Source organism: Prochlorococcus marinus str. MIT 9314, from assembly GCF_000760035.1.
Lineage (GTDB): Bacteria > Cyanobacteriota > Cyanobacteriia > PCC-6307 > Cyanobiaceae > Prochlorococcus_A > Prochlorococcus_A marinus_B.
In genome coordinates this window covers 218458-238658 of sequence record NZ_JNAO01000013.1, presented here as the reverse complement: position 1 = coordinate 238658, position 20201 = coordinate 218458, and the positions used below count along the sequence as shown (strand labels likewise).

Sequence of the window (20201 nt, the reverse complement as noted above, 5' to 3'; positions counted from 1 at the left end):
TTTCATAATTTATCGTCAAATTATTTTTTAAATAATTATTATCCTAAAGATAAAAAATATTGATTTATCAATAAGAGTAATTAATAAGACAGGTAAAGACGATTTGCGTATGATTTTAGCTTTTATTTATTCTGCCATAAATATCTTCATATCTAAAAATATCATCTTCTCCTAAATAGTTTCCACTTTGTACTTCAATTATTACTAGAAGTGATTCACCATTATTAGATAATCTATGCCTAGATCTCGGTGGGATATAGGCACTTTGATTGGCTTCTAAAATTATTATTTTTTGGTCGATTTCTACTTTTGCAATACCACTTACAATAATCCAATGTTCTGCTCTATGCTCATGCATTTGCAATGATAATGACTGATAAGGTTTTACCGAAATCTTTTTGACTTTCCAAGTATGATCTTCAGCTATAGAAATGTAATTACCCCAAGGACGAAATATTTTTTTATGTTCTTTACCATCATTTAAATTTAGATCATTCAAATCTTTAACAATTTGTTTAACATCCTGGGAGCAATCTTTATTAGCTACTAAAATCGCATCACTGGTATCAATTATCACAAGGTTTTTTATGCCAATTGCAACTAATAATCTATTTTCACTTTTCAGTAGAGAGTCATAAGAGTTTTTGATTAAAACATTACCTTCGACTGAATTATTTTGAGAATCTTTTTTAGAAGTTTCCCAAACCTTATTCCAACTTCCGATATCACTCCAACCAGCATCTAAAGGTATAACAGTCCCTAGTTTTGTCTTTTCCATAACCGCAATATCAATAGAAATATCCATACATTTAGAAAAAGAATCTTTATTAATTCTCTGGAAATCCAAATCAAATTTGCTATCTAAAAGAGCATTTTCGCAATGATGAATAATCTCTGGAAAATAATTTTTTAATTGCCGCAAAATATTACTTGTTTGAAATAAAAATATCCCACTATTCCAGGTAAAACTACTATCAGAAATAAATCTTTTTGCCGATTCAATGTCAGGTTTCTCAAAAAAATTTTTTATTTCACTTCCCTTAAGAGAAACAGGATCTAAACTGTTCATTGCTTCAATATATCCATAACCTGTCTCAGGTGAATTTGGTACAACACCAAAAGTAACTAATCTTCCTTTTTTAACTTCCTTAATACCTGACCTGATGGAGTTTAAAAAATTCACACTATTTTTAATCTCATGATCAGAAGAAAGCACTAGTAAAAAAGGATCGTTCCCTTCGCTTTTAGCTTTTATTGCAGCTAATGCTATTGCAGGAGCAGTACCTTTACCAAAGGGTTCTAATATAATTGATTTTGGTTTTATATTTACTTCTCTCATTTGCTCAGCGACAATAAATCTATGCTCTTCATTACAAATAATTATTGGATCATCAAGATTTTCAAGTTGATTTATTCTTTCAAAAGTATTTTGTAGAAGAGTCTTTGAATTCTTTTGGCCAATTTTTAAATATTGTTTAGGGAAACTTGCTCTTGATAGTGGCCATAATCTTGACCCTACTCCTCCACTAAGTATTACAGGAATTATTTTTTCACTCATAAAATCAACCTTTATATTATTGTATAACTATAAAAATAATAAATTTAAAGACTGAATTTAATTGTTATTTAATAGACAAATTTTTTGTTTTTTATCAATGACTAATCATCAACTTTCCTTAAAAAAATATCATCGAGATAATATCTAAAATTTACAATTTTTATTCTTGTACCTGATGTATAATCATAAAAAAAGAAAAGGCAAAGGCATATTGAGGAAATTGTGATCATACTTGTAAAAGATGCAGCTATTCCAGCACTTACAAATATTCCTAAAGATATACTTGGGCTTATTGTAAAAAAAAATGTATAAATAACATAAGAAAATGCCATTAAGAAAATAGCTAATAATAAAGTTCCAAGATTTAGATTAAATAAATATTGATTAAATATTCTTCTACAAATTACTTTAAACCAAAAGCTTAAAATTGGAAAAATCATTTTATTGCTTTCCATGGATGTTATCCAATTTTCCCCATAATTTGCTGCCATTGGGAATTGATATATTTGACACTTAAGCGAACAGCTTTTTTCCAAGAGGCTACTCTCAAAAAGATACCTTGAAAAAATTTGTGTATTTGTATTTACCGAAAGTAAATAGTTTAAGGTCAAAGAGTTTGTTGCGATAAATCCATTTGCGATATCTGTGAGTCCTCTACAATTCAATCCTACTCTTGCTATTGGTTCTAAAATTAATGATCCAATTCTTCTCATGATAGGTATCTTTGTAAATCTATTTCTAAAACAATATCTAGAGCCTTTCAATAAGAACATTTCATTCTCTGACCTTGAAATTATAAATGGGATTATCTCAGCTAAATATTCTGGAGGGTGTTGACCATCTGCATCTATCTTAATAACAGCTTCACAGTTATCTTTTAATGCCTCATAAAAACCAGATTTAGAAGCATAACCTACTCCAAGATTTCTTGAGTGATGAATTATTTTAATATCAAATTTTTTGTCAACCTCTTGCCAACTATTTTGTGGGCAACAATCATTTATTAAATAGATCTTTATAGTTGCAATATTATTAATTTTATTTGTGGTATCAATTATTCTCTTGATAACTGAATTTATTAACCCACTCGCTTTATAACACGGAATTACTATCCCAATAATTTGGTTCATAAATAAAATATTGTTAACTCAAAATGTCATATTTACAATATAACAACTTGAAAGTCCTGTGTAAAAATTATGCCCTTTAATAATCTTTAGTTGTATTTTAAAGTGGATAATTGATTAATGAAACCGTATAAAGTACTATAAAAAAATGGCAGTTAAGAAAAAAATCTTAAGATTTATATAACTGTTTTTTAGTATTTGGGGCCATAGCTCAGCTGGTAGAGCACCTGCATGGCATGCAGGGGGCCAGCGGTTCGAATCCGCTTGGCTCCATTGAAATTTATTTGTGATGGCAATAGATTGCGGCGATTCTAATAAATCTAATTATTAGACTGATAAAGGTTTATAGTTGACGATATAACTCTATTCTGCTCAGTCTTTGGTATGGTCAATTATTTTTAAATAATGCAGATTCCAATTTTGGCAAAATTATTTTAGAAATAAATAAATGACCCTTGGGTGAATAGTGCCGATCTTTTTTGAATATTAAATCTTGATTATCAAATTCAACCGAATTCTTATCCATAAAGCTATTTATTGGTAATATGGAGATCTGATCATAATTCTTTGCTGTAGATATTAGGCAATTCTCCATCACTTTAAATTCTTCGAAGCTATGAAACATTGGGTGTAAAAATAAAAAAACTTTGCTTTCTATTGAGTTTGAAGAAAACGTAGAATCTAAAATTGAAATAGCCCTTCTACATTTTTCTGATTTAAATTTTTCATTCAGATTACTTAATTCACTAATCGAAAAAGCTGTTTTATTTTCATCTTTATTTCTGTCTAACATTAAAGAATCTTTCAATTTCATATATTGGATTATGAATTTTTTCGTAAAGTAAAAATTATCTCCAACAAACATTTTAACTCTCAGATAATTTAAGTTGGCTTTAGGCTTATAGTTTTTCTGATCAAAAATAGATCCGAATTTCGCTTTCAAATTGTAATAAGCATTTTTATGATCATTTTCATAAAAATCATTTGAAGTCAAGCCATAAACAACAACTGAATTTAACTGATCCAAATTAAACTCCTTTAAAATTCGTACGGCATTTGCTGAAGCCATATGAGTATCATGAGCCCTAACTCCTCCATTTATTATCAATCCGTCAGAAATACAATTTTTACTTAGTCTTGATACATAGTGTTCGGAATCTTTGACTTCAAGACCAGCAAGCATTGAGTCACCGATAAAAATTAAATTTTTATTTTTATTTTTTGATAAATTACATCTTCTGCGGGTTACTTTTTCTCGTCCCATAATTATCAAATGAAATTTTGTTTGAAAAATCATCTAAAGGCCCTCCAAATCTCCCTACAAATTCTCTTTTATTAATAAATCCAGCTATTTCGTTACTTTCAAAGAATTTAGAGTTACCCCTTACTCTATAAATTTTTGTAAGTAGTGCATCACAAAATAAAAATGTAAAAATTGATAAAGTAGTAATAACAATAAAGTCCTTTAAAAATATTTTGATTCTGAGTCTATCCTTTTTTATCAAATTAAACTTTTTCATATAATCATTATATTTAATGATATATATAGAATAGTCCTGAAAGTCCTTAGATATATGGTAGCCCTTCAGTTACGAAGAAACTTAAATTTTATGATCCCTTGAGATTTTCATAATTTCATTCTTTTGAAAATAGATTCTGGGATTAACTGTATGAATTTCATTATGTATTTCCAAATAGACTTTACATAAATAATATTTTTTCTGTATTTGTAAGCTAAATAGATAGATTTAGCAACTTTATTAGGATTAGTAGTTAAAAGCTTAGGTAAATTAATATGCGAAGTCATTTTTGTTCGAACAAACCCTGGTTTAACCGTTATTACATCAACCCCATAAGGATAAAGTCTATTCCTCAGTCCTGATAGGAAAGTTGAAAATCCTGCTTTTGCAGAACCATAAATATAATTTGAGCCTCTCCCTCTATTTCCCGCTACTGAACTAATCCCAATTATGGTTCCTGAGCCTCTACTTTGAAAATCATTTGCCAAGTAACTAAAAACACTAACTATACCCTCGAAATTTGTTCTTATGATTTCAATAGCTTTATGAATATCTTTTTCATTTTCTTTTTGATTACCAAGAATTCCAATAGATGATATTACAATGCTCGGCAATTTTGGTAATGAAGAAACGAAACTTTCATGGGAGTTTATATCTAATGCATCGAATTCATGAAAAGTAGCATCTACGTTATATCTAATTTTTATATCAGAGCAATCGTCCTTTAATGTTTCTGAATTTCTAGCTGCAAGTTGAATATTGCAACCCTCTTTTGCAAATTTATATGCTAAGGCAATTCCAATATCGCTTTTTGCTCCCAATACTAATAAAGTTTTACCTTTCATAGGCCGAGTCTATCAGTTTGGCAAGATCTAAATTTTTTACTTAAATTATCTTCTCTAAATGCTTTAAAATTTTTTATTCTTAAATCTGAACTTTCAAATGTCTTTTTTTTCATTCTACTATCTTTAACTAAATAAAATCGACCATCATATTTTATAGTAATTTCATCTAATGAATTAATTAATAATAAATTTTCTTTATTTATTGGAAAATCTAATGATAATGAGTATCCTTCCATTGGAAAAGAGAAATGGCTTTCATCTTGTCCAAATCTTTTTAATACAGCTAAAAAAGAACTACTTTTGGAATTTGAAATAAGATTCAACATTTCAGTAATAGCCTTTTTAGATACTGATAAAGGAATAACGCATTGAAATTGTGCGAATCCTTTAGATCCGTATATTTTATTCCAATTAAGAATTTTATCTAGTGGATAAAAAAAAGTATCCCAATCAACTATTGCCTTTCGTCTTGAAATTTTGCTAACTATAAAATTAAGTGAATTAAATATTTTTACGCTGAAGTTACTTAAAACGAATGATGGAAAGAAAAAAGGAATAGATAATTTTCTTTTTTTAAAAGTTTTGAATGGACTTAATTTTTTATAGCTATTAATATCATCTAATTCCGCATGTTCTCCTAACATCAAAACAGAACGACCAATATTTAAACCTTTAGCGTAACAATCAATCCATGCTACTGAGTATGATGAGTCAATATTAGATTCAAAAAATTCAAAAGTTTGATTTATATTTTTTGAAACTAATTTACTTTGATTTATCCAGGCTGTTTTTATTCTTTTAAGATAAAAAGCAACATTTAGAATAATTCCAGTTAAACCCATTCCACCTATTGTCCAAAGGAATAATTCCGAATTTTTTTTTCTAGAGCACTTTATGATTTCACCATTATGATCAATTATTTCAATCCACTTAATATATTTACTAAAGGTTCCAGATTTGTAGTGATTTTTGCCATGTACATTTGCAGCTACCATTCCGCCTAAGGTTACATATTTAGTCCCAGGAGTTACAGGAGGAAACCATCCTTTTGGTAAAAATGTTTCAATAATATCCTTCAATAAAATTCCTGCTTGTGCAATAACCAAACCTTCTTTTTCGTTAAAATGTAAAAAGCGATTAAATTCGGTCATTTCAATCGTATTAAATTGATTTATTGCACTGTCTCCATACGAGCGGCCATTTCCTCTTGCTATGAATGAATTAGACAAAATTGCATCTCTAAGTTCTTTTATTGTTTTTGGTTTTATTATGTTTGCTTGAATTCTAGGATATAAGCCCCATCCAGAGATTATTTCTAGATTTTTCATTTTATTCTTTCCTAAAGACATATCTTTTATCTAGCCTATATTTAATTATATAACCCATTATTAAACCCAATATAGCTCCAATTTCGCGCATATTTTCTTCTCTCCAAATAATCCAAAACATAGATTCAGTTCCCCAAAAAATTATTGTTGAAAAAGTTCCCATTAATGTATATAAACCAAATGTTTTTCTTAAATGAAGGAAATCATTTTTTGTATCAAAAAAAATATAGCTTTTATCAAGGAAAAATTTTATGACAAGACCAACAATAGTCCCTGTTAGCATTGCAATAAAGAAAAATAAATTTGTTTTATTAAAAAATAATATAATTCTTTGAGTTAAGAGATTAAATAGGGTTGAAACGATAGCAAAAAAAATGAACAAAAACAATTTTTTACTTTTTCTCATTAAATTATAGAAAAAATTGTAAATGAGATAATTATTACAAATATAACGTTACTAACTCTATCTTTAAATGTAAATATAATTGGATCATATTCCATTTCTCCTCTATCACTTTTAAAACAAACTCTAATTATCCAGAAAAGATATAGACCACATGATATCCAAAGCAATGTTGGATTAGAATATAAAACTAATACTTTTGGAGAGTTTACATATAGCGCGAGAACTAATGCGGACATTAATCCTGAAGATATAGCTATGGACCTTATAAAGTCTAAATCACTAACCTTATATCCCCTGTTATTTGCGATAGTTTTGCCTCTATTGATCATATCTATTAGTTCGCTTTGCCTTTTAATAGCAGCAAGTGATAAGAAAATAAATAAGGAAAAGCTGAATAACCAAAATGAAATATTCAAATTAGTTGCAACACCTCCAGCTAGCAATCTTAGTGTATACAGCCCTGCAAGTATAAATAAATCAACTAAAGGTTTTCTTTTCAGGTAAATAGAATAAAAGACAGTTATTACGTAATAGGTTAACAAGACAGTTAGAAATGAGAAACCAACAGCATATCCAAAAATTAATCCTATTAATAATATTAAAATTCCTAAAGTCATACCTATGCTAAAAGATAAGTCTCCTGCAGCAAATGGTCTCTTACATTTTTGTGGATGATTTCTATCAGATTTAATATCTAATAAATCATTTAATATGTATACACTTGATGCTGTACTACTAAAAGCAATAAAACCAAATAATGCTTGAAAGAATATAGTTTTATCAAAATTCTGAGCTGCAATCATTGGTAAGAATATCAAAATATTTTTGATCCATTGGTATGGACGAATTTCTTTTAAAAAAGGACCCAATATCCCTCTTTTGCTTGTATCAGTTAAATGAAAGGTATTATTATTAAGGTATTCGCACTTTCTTTTTAAAAATTTTCCTGCATTGAAAGTAATTGCTTTGTTTGATATTTCCCAGCTTTGTAGATCTGCAGAGGAATTTCCAATATAATCAAAATTTCCTTCACCAAATACTTTTTTTTGAAGTTTTGCTTTCGCAAATCCCTCTAAATTGACTATTGATGTAGATCCGTATACTTCGTCAAATAAATTTAAATGCTTGGAAATAGCCTCTGCAAGTTTTTGGGTACTCGCAGTTACAAGTGCGACCTTCCCACCTTTGGAACGATGTGAATAAATATATTTAATAACTTCTTGATTATAGGGAAGAGACTTTATATCTAAACTTGATTTATCGTATAACATTTTTTTTAAATTTGACTTTCCTCTAAAAAGTGCAAAAAAAGCTTTTAATGGAATCAGTAAATCATTTGAAAATGAAGACCAAAAAGTCTCAAACAACATATCTGTTTTAATCAATGTGCCATCAAGGTCCACAGATAAAATTTTTAAATTGTTTTTCATATAGTTTTAAATGGATCTGAGTTCAAAAATAATTCTTCAATCATATAGTCTATATTAATGTAATACAGCCAAAATATTTAAATTTTTAAGCCAAATTTCTCTAGAATTTTTATCCTAAAAAAATTTTTATTTCTCTTTCTATTTTATTTTAAATTGCTGATATTTTTTATGTTTTTATTGAATCTCAATAAGTTTAAAACTTTACTTCCAAAATAATTTAAAAATATTCCCTATTAAATTAAGTAATAAAAAATATAACAATATATTTTATAAAAAACAAATTATTGCTGGAAAACAAATTAGAGTAATTAAATTGATAATATCCAATGTTAATTTTTTAATTTAACCGCATAATTACTTAACTTTTTTTTGATAATTGCAATGATATTATTATATTTAGAAAAAATAATAGAAAAGTATAAGGTTCTTGAGATCATTTCATTTCTAATGATTTCTTGGGGAGTATATCAATTTGCCCTTCATTCAAGTATTTATAGTGGAGACCCTGAAATTCATATAATTTATGCTAAAAATTTTATAAACGGACATTTTCTTGAATTTAATCCAGGCTATAAGACTGGAGGAGAATCTTCATTTCTGTATTTTTTAATAGTTTCATTTTTATATAAATTTTTGGGAATATATACAGTTTTTGGAATGAAATTGATATCAATTTTTTCTTTTTTATGGATTTCATATCAAATTTACGAAATAAATCCTTCTAAAACAATACCTGTAAAATTAATTGGATCAACTTTATTATCAGTAATCGGCCTTATCAGTACTCAAGTAATGTTAGGTATGGAAAATATTTTTTTTGCTGCAATTTTAATAACTTTTCTCTCAAAAGAATTAAAATCAGAAAGAAGATTTGAAAATAAAGGGATTATTTTTAAAACGATTTTACTTTTCTTAATTAGACCTGAAGGACTTACCTATCCATTCTTTTTATTTATAAAATCAATTTTTTTAAAAAATAAAAAACTTTTGCTTTATTCTTTAATATCTATATTATTTTGCGGAATTTCTTACTATGTTCTTTCAATAATAAGTGGTGGAAATTATCATAATGCTGGCTCTATTAGGAAATATATTTCAACTTTAGAAGTTAGTGCAGTAAATAATCTTAATGTTGATTTACTTGGATATAATTTATCATTAGGTATTAATATTTTTAGAAGTTTAATTTATACATATCCACTTATTTTTGGATTGATTTTATTTAGGAAATATCTTATTAGGATTGATATTATTATATCTATAAATTTTATAGTACTTCCTTTATTTCTACATTTTTTTAATTTTATACCAAACATACAATTTTCCAGATATTTCCTTTACAGTTATTGTTTAATATTTCTTATATTTGCAGCACGTATTCTTCCGAATTTATCAAAAGTTTTTATAGCTTCTTTAGGAATTTTGTATTTATTACTCTCAATTTATTCCGGAGTAGTTCATAATCATAAATTCTCTTTTTGTAATAATAATAATTATTATAATTGTGTTTCACATAATCAATTAATAAATACTATCAAGTCTACTTCTCCTGAAAATGTAAAAAAATATTCAGATGAAATTTTTAAAAAATTATCAAAAGATGATAATGATATTATCGATATAGGCACTGTAGAAGTTCAAATAAGAAATAGATTAGATGATAGATTTAGAGTCTGGTCTCTTGATGGAATAGTTGATAGAGAATTAAACAAATTTAAAGGAAAAGATTTTATTGATCACTTTAAATATATAGAATTTAGGGATATTGATTATTTAGCTGATCTGCCAAATTTAAATAGATCAAAAGAGTATTTATCTTTAAATGACTTTTCTACTAGTTTGAATAAATCAACTCCTTCTTACTGTACAATCCCAGCAAATATAAATTCAGTTAAAGGTAATGAATGTTTTTTGAAAACTGATGAAAAATTAGAATCAAATTGTATAAAAAATAAAAAGCTCATAAAAACAAATGTTAGGAGTTGGCATTTAAATTTAGGAGGTTGGAATGGAGGATGGTTATGGAAAGTTGAAAGCTGTAATTAATGGAACTATATGATTTATGAAAAATATATTTTTCTATAATAAAGATTCATGTAATTCAAATATCTAATATTCTTTTATAGTTTGTGGTTAAGGTTAGATTACTGCAATTGAGAATAAAAAAGGTTTTCCTCTATTTAAGTATTATTGATAGAAGACTAAAAATAGTATTTTGCAAAGTTGTCTGATGAAAAATAATTCCATTAACTCTTCACATTAAAATAAATAAAGATGTAAAAAATATTATTAACTCGGTCTCCTGAATTTTTTATTCATTTGAATAATCTGATTTAAAGTAATTCATAATATGAAGATATCTAAAAGAATGAATAATTCAATAGTTTGAGTCGCATGCTTTGCATTATTTGCCTTATTTTTTAAATTTTTATAGAATTTTTAAAATTTACTTATAAAGATCCCTTGAAGGATTAATAACTATTCGACTGGTATTTACTTTATGGCCTTGAAAAAAAAATTTAAAAATTTATTTTTAATAAAAATTATTTAAACTATATAGGGTATTATTGAAGAATTAAAATATTTTTCATAAGGATTAATATTTAAAAAGTTTTCATATGGGTCTTCTAAAACATCATATTCATACTTTATGTATGGAACAAAAAAAAACGGGATTTATTAAAGGAAAGGTTCTTACCTTAGGACAGCAAAGTGTTTGGATAAATAGTTTACAATCATCTAAAATATTTAAAAATTACAATTTAAAAAAATGGAATTTAAAAGAAAATATCGACTATAGAAATAATAATAAGTATTTCAAAAATACTTCTAAAGAAAATAATTTGAGTTGCAAAGCATTATTGACAATAATGGGAGCAGATAATGTAGAAGCTATGGATATTTCTGATTACGAAGGCGCTGATATCATTCACAATCTAAATAATCCAATTAGTAAATCTCTTTTTGAACAATATGATGCAATTATTGATTCAGGGACGTTGGAACATATTTTTGATACCCCTACTGCTCTTAAGAATATATGCGATATGTTAAAGCCTGATGGCTCATTATTTTTAGCATATCCATGCTCAAATTCTATTGACCATGGATTTTATAGTTTTAGTCCAACTCTATTTTTTGATTTCTTTGAAGCTAATGGATTTACAAATTTAAGTGCATACTTACATGAGGGTTCACCAAGGTTATATGAGAGGAAAGGAAGGTTATTTAAATATAAACACACTTGTAAAGAAATACCAATAGTTTCTTCTAGAGGTATTGAGCTTATTTTTTTTGCTCAAAAGTCTAAAGAATATAAATCTGATAATTTGAGAAAACCAATTCAATTAATTTATAATGAAAGAAAATATGAAAAGGATGAAGAAAATTTAAATTCGATAAAAAGCAAAAATTTATTTTCAAAAAGACTAATTTTATTTTTAAAAAATATTTCTTTAAATATTCTTTTATATTTACCTTACGAGTTTGAAAGAATTTGTTTTAATATGATTAGGAGAAATAAAATAATAAAATATATTGGAAGATTTTAATTATTTTTAATATAAAAAATATTAAAAATAAAAATAACTATTTTCCTCTTAGTTTTTATCTAAGCGAGAAGAACTATGATCCAAATACAGGAAATATATGAAAAACCTCGTATAGCTTAGTTCTTTATATAAATTGCATTAAGGGTTTTAGAAGTTCGATTTACTTGCCAACATTGAGATTTTAGTTATTTATACCAATTATTTTGATAAATAATCCACAATAATATGTATAGGATAATAATAGATAATTATGGGTTATTTGCCAGATCCAATGGGAGTCTCCACACTTGCAAATAGATTTTACTTTTATGGTATCTGTAATTATCAAAAGGCATGCCAAAACTGATCTGGGGAAATCAACTTTAATAAGCAGTAAAGCTTCAGCAACATTTTCTTGGTCTGTGAATAAAATGAGGGGTGAAATTTTTTGATAATTACGTTTAGATTATTTCAGAGATTTTAATAAGATGAGATAGTTTATTAGGAATTATAAAAATAAAAAAAGATATAAGTTTATTAATAAATATATTTCTTTATTCTCTTCAAAAGTTTTGGTTTGTATTTGTCTAAAAGGCAAATAGATCATTTTTAAAAACTATCTTTTAGAAATAGCCATTACTATTCCAGGCAATAAGATTCTTTCTAAAAAGGGGAAACATTTCATAAGATACCAAATAAAAGTTTTTAATAATTTAGATTTCATTGAAAAAGTTGAAGTTGAACGATACCATAAGTCGAGTTTATTTTTTGTATCTAAATTATTGGGCTTAAGAACTTCTAATTTTCCATGAGTTTTAAGCTTAGCAATTATATTTGTAATTTCATTCTCAGTTGCACCTCTGATACCCATTCTTAAAAGTTGATTCCATGAAAATTTTTTTAAATTTCGTTTTGAAAAATTTTTTGATACCCAATAACATATTTTGTCGGGTAAATAATTTATTAAAAATAAGTTTGTAGTATGGTTTTCATAAACAACCCATCTATTTGGTGTCTGATTAATAAAAATTACCCCATCTTTTTTAAGCAATTGCCAACACATTTTTAATATTTTTTTTCTTTCATTAGGTAATAAATGTTCATAAACAGCACTAAGTAATATAAAGTCGACTGGATTATTAATCGGTAAACTCTCTGGATCTTCAGATGCAATAAAACTAACATTTTCATTAAGCGAATAATATTTTTTTCTCATTTCTGCAATTTCAAGAAGTTTTTTATTTAGTTCAATGCCTATGATTTCAAGATTTTTTATTTTTCTTCCTAGTATTACTGATGAAGCACCACTTCCACATCCGAAATCCAATAATACTTTGTTTTCAAAATTAATTTCTTTAATAAAACTAAACAGACCATATTTCAATGCTCTAAAAACATAATTTGGAGATTCATCTCTCTTTATCTCATCAATAACCCAGCAAGAACTTTTATAATCGAATATTTTCTCAATTAAGTCCATTGGATATTTTGTAACTATTTCAGTGTCAGGACAAAAGACTCCATGTGATGGTTTTATAGTAATTCTTTTTTGATCATTATCTAATATTTGTATTTTTAATTCTCCAAATTCATCTTTTAAGATTTTGTATCCATTCATTTTTTTAAAAAATCGCCTTATCTAAGGAAAGCATTTTTTATATTTAAAATCAAATATAATTTATAAATTTAAGGCAATTTATTATTTACTTTACATAACAAATTAGGTAGAAAAATAGATATAATATTTAGTATAAATTGAAAGTAGTTTTTTCATATATTTTATAAGTTTGTATTCTTAGGGAAAATCTAATTTTTTCAATTTTATTTTATCTGAATTATAATTCGACTAAAATTATAAAGATTTTAGTTTATTAATTAAACACCACTTATATAAGTTAATTAGACCTGCTTAATAAAAACTTTCTAAACAAATTATGATGATTAGTCTAAAATAAGAAAAAAAACACTGTGGATAAATTCACCTATGTATTAATTTATGATTCAGAATGCCTTCTATGTAGTTCATTTATACAATGGCTAGATAGATTCGCAAGTCATAAATTAGAACAGTTAGTTGTGATTCCTCCAAGTAAAATATGTGATATTAACATCATAAGTTCTATAAATTTGTCCAAGAAGATAGAACAATTAATGTATGAAAAATCAAGGGATTCAATCATTTTTTTATCAAAGGAAGGCTACAGTCTTAGAGTCCGCGGACTATTAAAACTACTGCAACTAGTTGACCCTAAGAACAAAGTCTTAAATATATTTGTAATATTACTAAAAGGTCCTTTGATGGGAGCTGCGAATTTTTGCTATACCTCAATAGCAAATAATAGAGTAGGTTTATCAGACTTATTAAAGAAATTAAGAATAATATCCCCTGACTTACTGAAGAAAAGTTGCATAACAAATATTAATAATTTCAAAATATTTTAGAAGTTAATGATCAATCATCTTTAAAAATATTATGATTTCTATTGAAATTTATAGTGCTACTTAACACAATATTTTTTCAATGTTTGTAAGCTTCTGTTGTAAGAATTAAAGTGGCCTGGAGGAATAGAAAGTCTTGAAAATCCTATTTGTTTTTGCATTGAAATAGTATTTAAACTTTGAGTTTCTCTAATTATTGGATCACCATCTATATTCCAACCCGCCAAAAAATTAGATTTAAAATAATATGGTTTATTTTCTAGTAAAAATACCTTATATTTTTTTATATTTTTACTATACTTGTGAACTGCGTAATCAAATTCAATAACTCTTGAGACTAATGGTCTCCAATCTTTTAAGAGTTGTTCCCTATCTCTAAGATTTTCCCAATTTAAATAAATAGATCCTCTTTGAAATGTAAGGCTATTGTTAAAATAGAAAGAGTCATTTGCTAGATATTCGAGTCTTCCACCATTTAAATCCTGAAAAGGAACTAGTTGAATGTCATTTGAATTAGTAATTCTACAAATGACTGTTGAATAACGATTCATATGAAGATCATATTCATTAAAGACATTAACCTCAGCCTGTCCCCATAAATAATTCCATCTTTTATAGTATCTATTATTATAAATCTTCCTAAAAAAGCTCGTTCTAGAGCTATTTTCAAAATTTAAAATATATATATTTAGGACGTTAGATACTATTAAAGAACCTATTGCTGATAGTCTAATAAAATTTTTTATTATGATAATAATTTTTGAGAAACTTTTGGAAGCTATAGGAGAAAATCTAGTAGAAATATTCCCTTTATCCAGAAAAGTAAAGGAAACTATATCAGGTCTATATATAAGGACCCAAAATAGCAACTCAACATAAGGCAAATATGATAGGTTGATAAAAACTATACTAGATATGAAAAATAAAATCCCCCATACAAATGTAATTCGCCTAATTAATTTTATACCAGGAATAGGCCAAAGAATGAGCTCCCAAATCGCCATTCCATATAGGGACAGCCTTGAAAGCACTAATAGAAAATTAGTATTAAGTTGGTTGAAATATTCATAATAGTCATTTAAATAAGGTGTTCGAAGCAATGTAAGGACTGCTGTTCCATTTATCCAACTTGGATCTTTAAAATGAAATGATAATGCAGATATACATACTCCACCCCAAAGGTATACACCTATGGTTCGTATAATATTAATATTAAATGTAATTGAATTTGAATAGTAAATAAAGTATTGGTATATTGAAGAACTCTTAGCCAAAATTTTATCGAAAGAATAATAACTCCAACCATTTCCGAGGAAAATCACTAAACATGTTATTAACACTAATTGACATGTTAAGTTTACAGATATAAACGAATTAGTAAATGCCAAAACCGGCAAGAAGACTGGAGTAAATATTCCAAGAAAAACTAATAAAGAAGAGAAAAAAGCTATAACAATTTTTAGTATTTGATCATTTGGGTAAGGAGAAGAATATAGAAGGTCTAGATACCTATGAATCAATATTAGTGAGAGTATTATTCGGGAGAGTGAAGTAGCTCTTTCGAAAGTTTCTCTACTACAATCTGCAGGAAAAAAAAAATGTTCTTAATTTTCAATTTTAATATTTTTTTATACTTTATAATACCAATCTAAGTGTTATCTAGGATTTAAATCAAGATATTTTTTTATCTTCAATAAAATTTCTAAAAGTTAAAATTAAAAATTTTAAAATAAGATTTATATCCCTGATATTATTAATTTATAATATTATTACTTAACAATGATAATGTTTTTAACTGCTCCCCTAATTGATAGCTCGGCATATTCACTTAATTCTCCGTCATCCCCATTTGAATTTATATTTAAATTAATTTTAGTTACTGCAATATCATATGGATTAGGTTTCATTTTTATTAGATATGGTAAGAGTGTTTCTAATAGGCATTCTTTTGCATCAACTTTTCAACTACTTGGTATAGCCACTATGATTGTTATCTCAGTAGTCAAATCTTCTCTAGCATTATCTCTTGGACTTGTAGGAGCCCTCTCAATTGTAAGATTTAGAACTCCAATTAAGGATCCCGAAGAACTTACTTATTTATTTCTATGTATTGCGTTTGGGTTATCAGTTGGTGCAGATCAATATTTATTAGCTGTTTTAGGTTTTTTGTTTGTTTCTATCTATGTATACTTGAGGTCAAAATCAAGGAGATCTTCATCTAAATCAAAAGAAGGCTCTTTTAGCTTATTTTTAACAATGCCTTGTGATATATCAGAATCGGAAATTTTGGAAAAAATAAACAAATTTTGTGATTATGTTTCTTTGAAAAGAATCTCTAGTCAGAATGAAAAAATTAATGAATTATTTTTTTCAATAGTAATTAATGATGTTAACAGCTTATTGGCATTAAAGAAAAATTTAAAATCAATTTCGGATAAAATAACTTACGACTTTATTGATACGAGTAATATCATCGGAGCTTAATATTGTTAGTAATAAAAAATTTTCCTCGAAAAAAATTTAAAAATTCAAAATTTAAAATACTTTCAACCAAGATTTTTAATAAGTTAAAAAAAATTCCTAATAATAAAAAGATTTTATGCATTATTTTATCACCGCCTTTGATTTTAGGAACTTCACAAATATTATTAGGAAGTTCCAAATTTATTTGGAAACAATCATTTCTTGCAAACCAAAAAGAGATAATTTTACAAAATGTCAATGATCCCTACCTAAAAACTTATTTAAAAAATATAAAAAGAATACCAGATATTACCTTTAACTATCTTTCTAGTTTTTTAATAAAAAGAGAGAACATATTTATTGATATTAAACAAACTGAATTTGATAAAATAATAAATGCTAGAAATAAAGCATTTACAAAATCAATTTTAATAACTTCTAAAGAAGATATTGCAAAAGCAAATATTTCTAAAGGTGGAGAAACCTTAAGGGCAAAAATCAGATTAAAAGGAGATCGATTAAATCATTTGGCAGGGAAAAAATGGTCATATCGAATTAAAATTAGAGATAATAAATCAGTTTATGGCATGAGAAAATTTTCTCTGCAGTCCCCTCAAACAAGAAATTATTTTTCTGAATTTATTTTCCATCTTCTTTTAAAAGATGAAGGTCTACCTTCTTTAAGATACAAGTTTGTTGAACTTTATATTAATGGCAAAAATTTAGGCACATATGCATTAGAAGAGCATTTCGATAAAATCCTTATTGAAAATAATAAATTTCGTGAGGGACCTATACTTTCTCTAGATGAGAATCCATATTGGCTGGAGGCTTCAAATTCTATTGGATTGAAGTCTAAGGAACCCAATAATTTTGATGAAGAAGTATTAACAAGGTCAATTGAGGTTTTTAAGGAAAAACAAATTTTCGCCAATCCAAAATTAAAAAATCAGTATTTTTTAGGAGTCAACCTTTTAGAACGTTTTCTAAATAATGATCTTAAAACATCAGAAGTTTTTGAAATTAAAAAATTAGCTTCCTTCATAGCAATAGTTGATTTAACAGGCTCAGAACATTCACTTTACTGGAATAATATGAGGTTTTATTTAAATCCAGTTACTAAAAAATTTATACCAATTGGATTTGATGCTCAAGGAGGAAATAAAATTCTAAATCTTTCAAATAATAAAGGTGCATTGGCTCGTTTTTTTGAAGATGAAAACTTTGTAAAAGAATATTTAAAAGCTTTAGAAAGAATAAGTAAAAATGAATTTTGGGATGAATTTCTAAAAAGAAATAATACGTTGATTAAAAAAGAACTAAAATACTTAAAAAGTTCATATCATTGGTATAGATTTGATAAAAAATACATAAATCATAATCAACAAGTTATTAGGAAATTAATATTTCCTAAAAGCCCAATAAATGCGCATATTGAGCAAAATAATAACGATCAAATAAATATTTCAGTTTCAAACAGACAAAGCTTCCCAATTCAAATTTTAAATTTAAATTTCGGAAATATCATATATAAACCTAAAACTAATTATATTCTTTCTACCAGATCAAATTTTAATATCCCATTTTATGAGAAATTAGAATTTGAAAGAAAGGTTATTGGCAAAAGAATTAATAAAGATATAGATCCCTCTGATCAATTTGTACTTAAATACAAAGTTTTAGGCACTTCAAAGGTCTTAAGTACGGTTGTTAGGCAATATCCTAAATTGTCTTTCCAAGATTCTTCCAAAGATATTATGAGAAAAAATTCTAATTCATTTGAATTTGATTTCTTGGATCATGATCATAAGAAAAAAATAATTACCATTAAAAAAGGAAATTGGCTAATTAATTATCCATTAATAGTTCCATCTGGATATACCCTTAAGGCTAACAAAGATGTGAAATTGACATTATCAAAAGATGGATTGATTTTACTGAGAGGACCTATTGAACTTGTAGGTACAAAAGATAATCTAATAACTATTAATGCAAAAGATGGGGGCAAAGGTATCTTAGTCTTAAATGCTAATGGTTTATCTAAAATAGAAAATGTATTATTTGAAAATCTTTCTTTCCCATATGAAAAAGCTTGGGGAATTACAAGTTCAGTAACTTTTTATCAATCACCTGTAAATATATCAAATGCACGTTTCTCTTCAAATAATTCTGAAGATGCATTAAATATAATAAGATCAAAATTTGATATCAAAGATTCTTATTTTTATAATATAAAATCTGATGCAATTGATATTGATTTCGGAGAAGGGACTTTAATTAATTTAAAATTCAATGATATTGGTAATGATGCTATTGATATATCTGGAACTGATATATTTCTTGAGAATGCAGTAATAAAAAATGTTGGAGATAAAGCAATAAGCGTTGGAGAAGCAAGTAATTTTAGAGGAAATAATATATACATTTCAGAATCCGCAATTGGCTTTGCTAGTAAAGATAATTCAATTATAGAGGCAAATGAAATTACTATAATTAATAGTGCATTAGGTTTTGCAGCTTTTCAAAAGAAACCTGAATTTGGACCAGGAACAATAATAATAAATACAAAAAATAAAGACAATTTAAAATTATTTAATATTCCAAAATTGTACTTACTTGAAAAAGATTCCAGTATTTCAATTAATAATAAAAATTATTCTCCAAATGTAGAAAATGTATTTGATTATTTGTATGGGAGGTTTTATGGAAAAGAAACTATTAGATAAAAATAAATACAGATATGAAAGAAAAATGTCTTGTTCCAAAGAATTATTAAACGAAATTTTTGACCTAATAAAGTTTCACCCCTCACAATTTAATGAAATTTATAAAGAAAGAAAAGTAAATAGTATTTATTTAGATAATTTTGATTATGAATCTTATAACGACTCGGTTTCCGGAATCATGACTAGAAATAAAGTAAGAATTAGATGGTATGGTGAAAATAATTTAATAAAACCAAGTTTAGAAATTAAGTCAAAAAATGGTGATGTAGGTTCTAAAAATATTTTTAATTTAGAAGAAATAGATATTTCAAAACCTTTTACATTTCAATCTATTAGAGCAATAAATTCAAATAGGAAATTTGCTTCTCAATATCCATTCTTGTTAGATTTTATAAATCCGACTCTTTATTGCTCTTATCTAAGAAGATATTTTCTTAATAGAGAAAAAACATTAAGGATAACTTTAGATTATCAAATTAAATATATGAAGCCATTTATAAATGCAAATATCCTAAAATTAAAACCAATTCAAGATAACTCTGTTGTTTTAGAATTAAAATACAATTCAGATTTAGATATTCAAAAAACTTTGGAATTCAAATCATTACCTTTTAGAACCTCAAGGTTTTCTAAATATTCAAATGGTATTTATGCTTTTAACCAATAAAAAACAAATTTCATATTCCTTTTTATTAATTTGATCAAAAGTAAAGAGTCAAATTTAGAGTAAGAGAGGTCTTTGGCAAGATGGTTTGGCAAATAGATAGAAATGACGAAAACTAAAAAAGTAAACTACCATACAATATTGAGTGGAGCGAATAAAAAATTA

The 20201-nt window shown here is 26.3% G+C and carries 16 protein-coding genes and 1 tRNA gene; 7 read left to right on the top strand and 10 right to left on the bottom strand.

The genetic code is table 11. The features are described from left to right. Window positions 1-115 precede the first annotated feature (115 nt). Entirely contained in the window at window positions 116-1558 is a 1443-nt protein-coding gene (locus EU98_RS00800; RefSeq protein ID WP_032516447.1) for a mannose-1-phosphate guanylyltransferase/mannose-6-phosphate isomerase, read from the bottom strand. Between the two features lie 101 nt (window positions 1559-1659). Then, a complete protein-coding gene (locus EU98_RS00805) occupies window positions 1660-2688 on the bottom strand; it encodes a glycosyltransferase family 2 protein (RefSeq protein WP_032516446.1) in 1029 nt (342 codons plus the stop codon). A 197-nt stretch (window positions 2689-2885) separates the two neighbouring features. Between EU98_RS00805 and EU98_RS00810 the strand changes: the two genes are divergently transcribed. After that, a tRNA-Ala gene (locus tag EU98_RS00810) sits at window positions 2886-2958 on the top strand. Window positions 2959-3073: 115 nt separating this feature from the next. On the opposite strand, the gene EU98_RS00815 is transcribed toward EU98_RS00810, so the two are convergent. The 6 genes from EU98_RS00815 to EU98_RS00835 all read right to left on the bottom strand — a co-directional run bounded on the left by EU98_RS00815 (window position 3074) and on the right by EU98_RS00835 (window position 8214). Further along, window positions 3074-3949, bottom strand: a complete 876-nt coding sequence (locus tag EU98_RS00815; protein WP_032516445.1) for a hypothetical protein — start codon at window positions 3947-3949, stop codon at window positions 3074-3076. Beyond that, window positions 3915-4205: a hypothetical protein gene (locus EU98_RS00820; protein ID WP_032516444.1), complete on the bottom strand. Its 291-nt coding sequence runs from the start codon at window positions 4203-4205 to the stop codon at window positions 3915-3917. The genes EU98_RS00815 and EU98_RS00820 overlap by 35 nt, the downstream gene beginning before the upstream one ends. A 107-nt stretch (window positions 4206-4312) precedes the next feature. Next, on the bottom strand, window positions 4313-5050 hold the full coding sequence (locus tag EU98_RS00825; RefSeq protein ID WP_032516443.1) for an SDR family oxidoreductase: 738 nt from the start codon (window positions 5048-5050) through the stop codon (window positions 4313-4315). Continuing rightward, the gene (locus EU98_RS00830; protein ID WP_032516607.1) at window positions 5047-6378 is read right to left on the bottom strand and encodes an FAD-binding oxidoreductase; all 1332 of its coding nucleotides are present in this window, start codon (window positions 6376-6378) and stop codon (window positions 5047-5049) included. The genes EU98_RS00825 and EU98_RS00830 overlap by 4 nt, the downstream gene beginning before the upstream one ends. Window position 6379: 1 nt before the next feature. Continuing rightward, the gene (locus EU98_RS0109220) at window positions 6380-6784 is read right to left on the bottom strand and encodes a GtrA family protein (protein ID WP_032516442.1); all 405 of its coding nucleotides are present in this window, start codon (window positions 6782-6784) and stop codon (window positions 6380-6382) included. After that, window positions 6784-8214 (bottom strand): UbiA family prenyltransferase, encoded by a 1431-nt coding sequence (locus tag EU98_RS00835; protein ID WP_032516441.1) that lies wholly within the window; start codon window positions 8212-8214, stop codon window positions 6784-6786. The genes EU98_RS0109220 and EU98_RS00835 overlap by 1 nt, the downstream gene beginning before the upstream one ends. A 447-nt stretch (window positions 8215-8661) precedes the next feature. On the opposite strand from EU98_RS00835, the gene EU98_RS00840 reads away from it, so the two are divergent. Both EU98_RS00840 and EU98_RS09370 read left to right on the top strand, forming a co-directional pair. Beyond that, window positions 8662-10260, top strand: coding sequence for a hypothetical protein (locus EU98_RS00840; RefSeq protein ID WP_152557473.1), 1599 nt, complete (start codon window positions 8662-8664; stop codon window positions 10258-10260). A gap of 608 nt (window positions 10261-10868) precedes the next feature. Then, a complete protein-coding gene (locus EU98_RS09370) occupies window positions 10869-11765 on the top strand; it encodes a class I SAM-dependent methyltransferase (protein ID WP_193743047.1) in 897 nt (298 codons plus the stop codon). Between the two features lie 595 nt (window positions 11766-12360). Here EU98_RS09370 and EU98_RS00845 read toward each other — a convergent pair. Then, window positions 12361-13362 carry a methyltransferase domain-containing protein gene (locus EU98_RS00845; RefSeq protein WP_032516439.1) on the bottom strand — a complete coding sequence of 334 codons (1002 nt, stop codon included), beginning with the start codon at window positions 13360-13362 and terminating at the stop codon, window positions 12361-12363. Between the two features lie 350 nt (window positions 13363-13712). Between EU98_RS00845 and EU98_RS09680 the strand changes: the two genes are divergently transcribed. After that, a complete protein-coding gene (locus EU98_RS09680) occupies window positions 13713-14186 on the top strand; it encodes a hypothetical protein (RefSeq protein ID WP_152557472.1) in 474 nt (157 codons plus the stop codon). A 56-nt stretch (window positions 14187-14242) separates the two neighbouring features. Here EU98_RS09680 and EU98_RS00850 read toward each other — a convergent pair whose 3' ends face one another. Then, on the bottom strand, window positions 14243-15505 hold the full coding sequence (locus EU98_RS00850; protein ID WP_032516437.1) for a hypothetical protein: 1263 nt from the start codon (window positions 15503-15505) through the stop codon (window positions 14243-14245). 457 nt (window positions 15506-15962) lie between these two features. On the opposite strand from EU98_RS00850, the gene EU98_RS09365 reads away from it, so the two are divergent. From EU98_RS09365 to EU98_RS00860, 3 genes are all read left to right on the top strand, one after another. After that, entirely contained in the window at window positions 15963-16667 is a 705-nt protein-coding gene (locus tag EU98_RS09365; RefSeq protein ID WP_080725820.1) for a DUF4956 domain-containing protein, read from the top strand. 137 nt (window positions 16668-16804) lie between these two features. Beyond that, window positions 16805-19372 (top strand): CotH kinase family protein, encoded by a 2568-nt coding sequence (locus EU98_RS00855; RefSeq protein ID WP_193743046.1) that lies wholly within the window; start codon window positions 16805-16807, stop codon window positions 19370-19372. Continuing rightward, window positions 19350-20039, top strand: a complete 690-nt coding sequence (locus EU98_RS00860; protein ID WP_193743045.1) for a VTC domain-containing protein — start codon at window positions 19350-19352, stop codon at window positions 20037-20039. The genes EU98_RS00855 and EU98_RS00860 overlap by 23 nt, the downstream gene beginning before the upstream one ends. The last annotated feature ends 162 nt before the right edge of the window (window positions 20040-20201 follow it).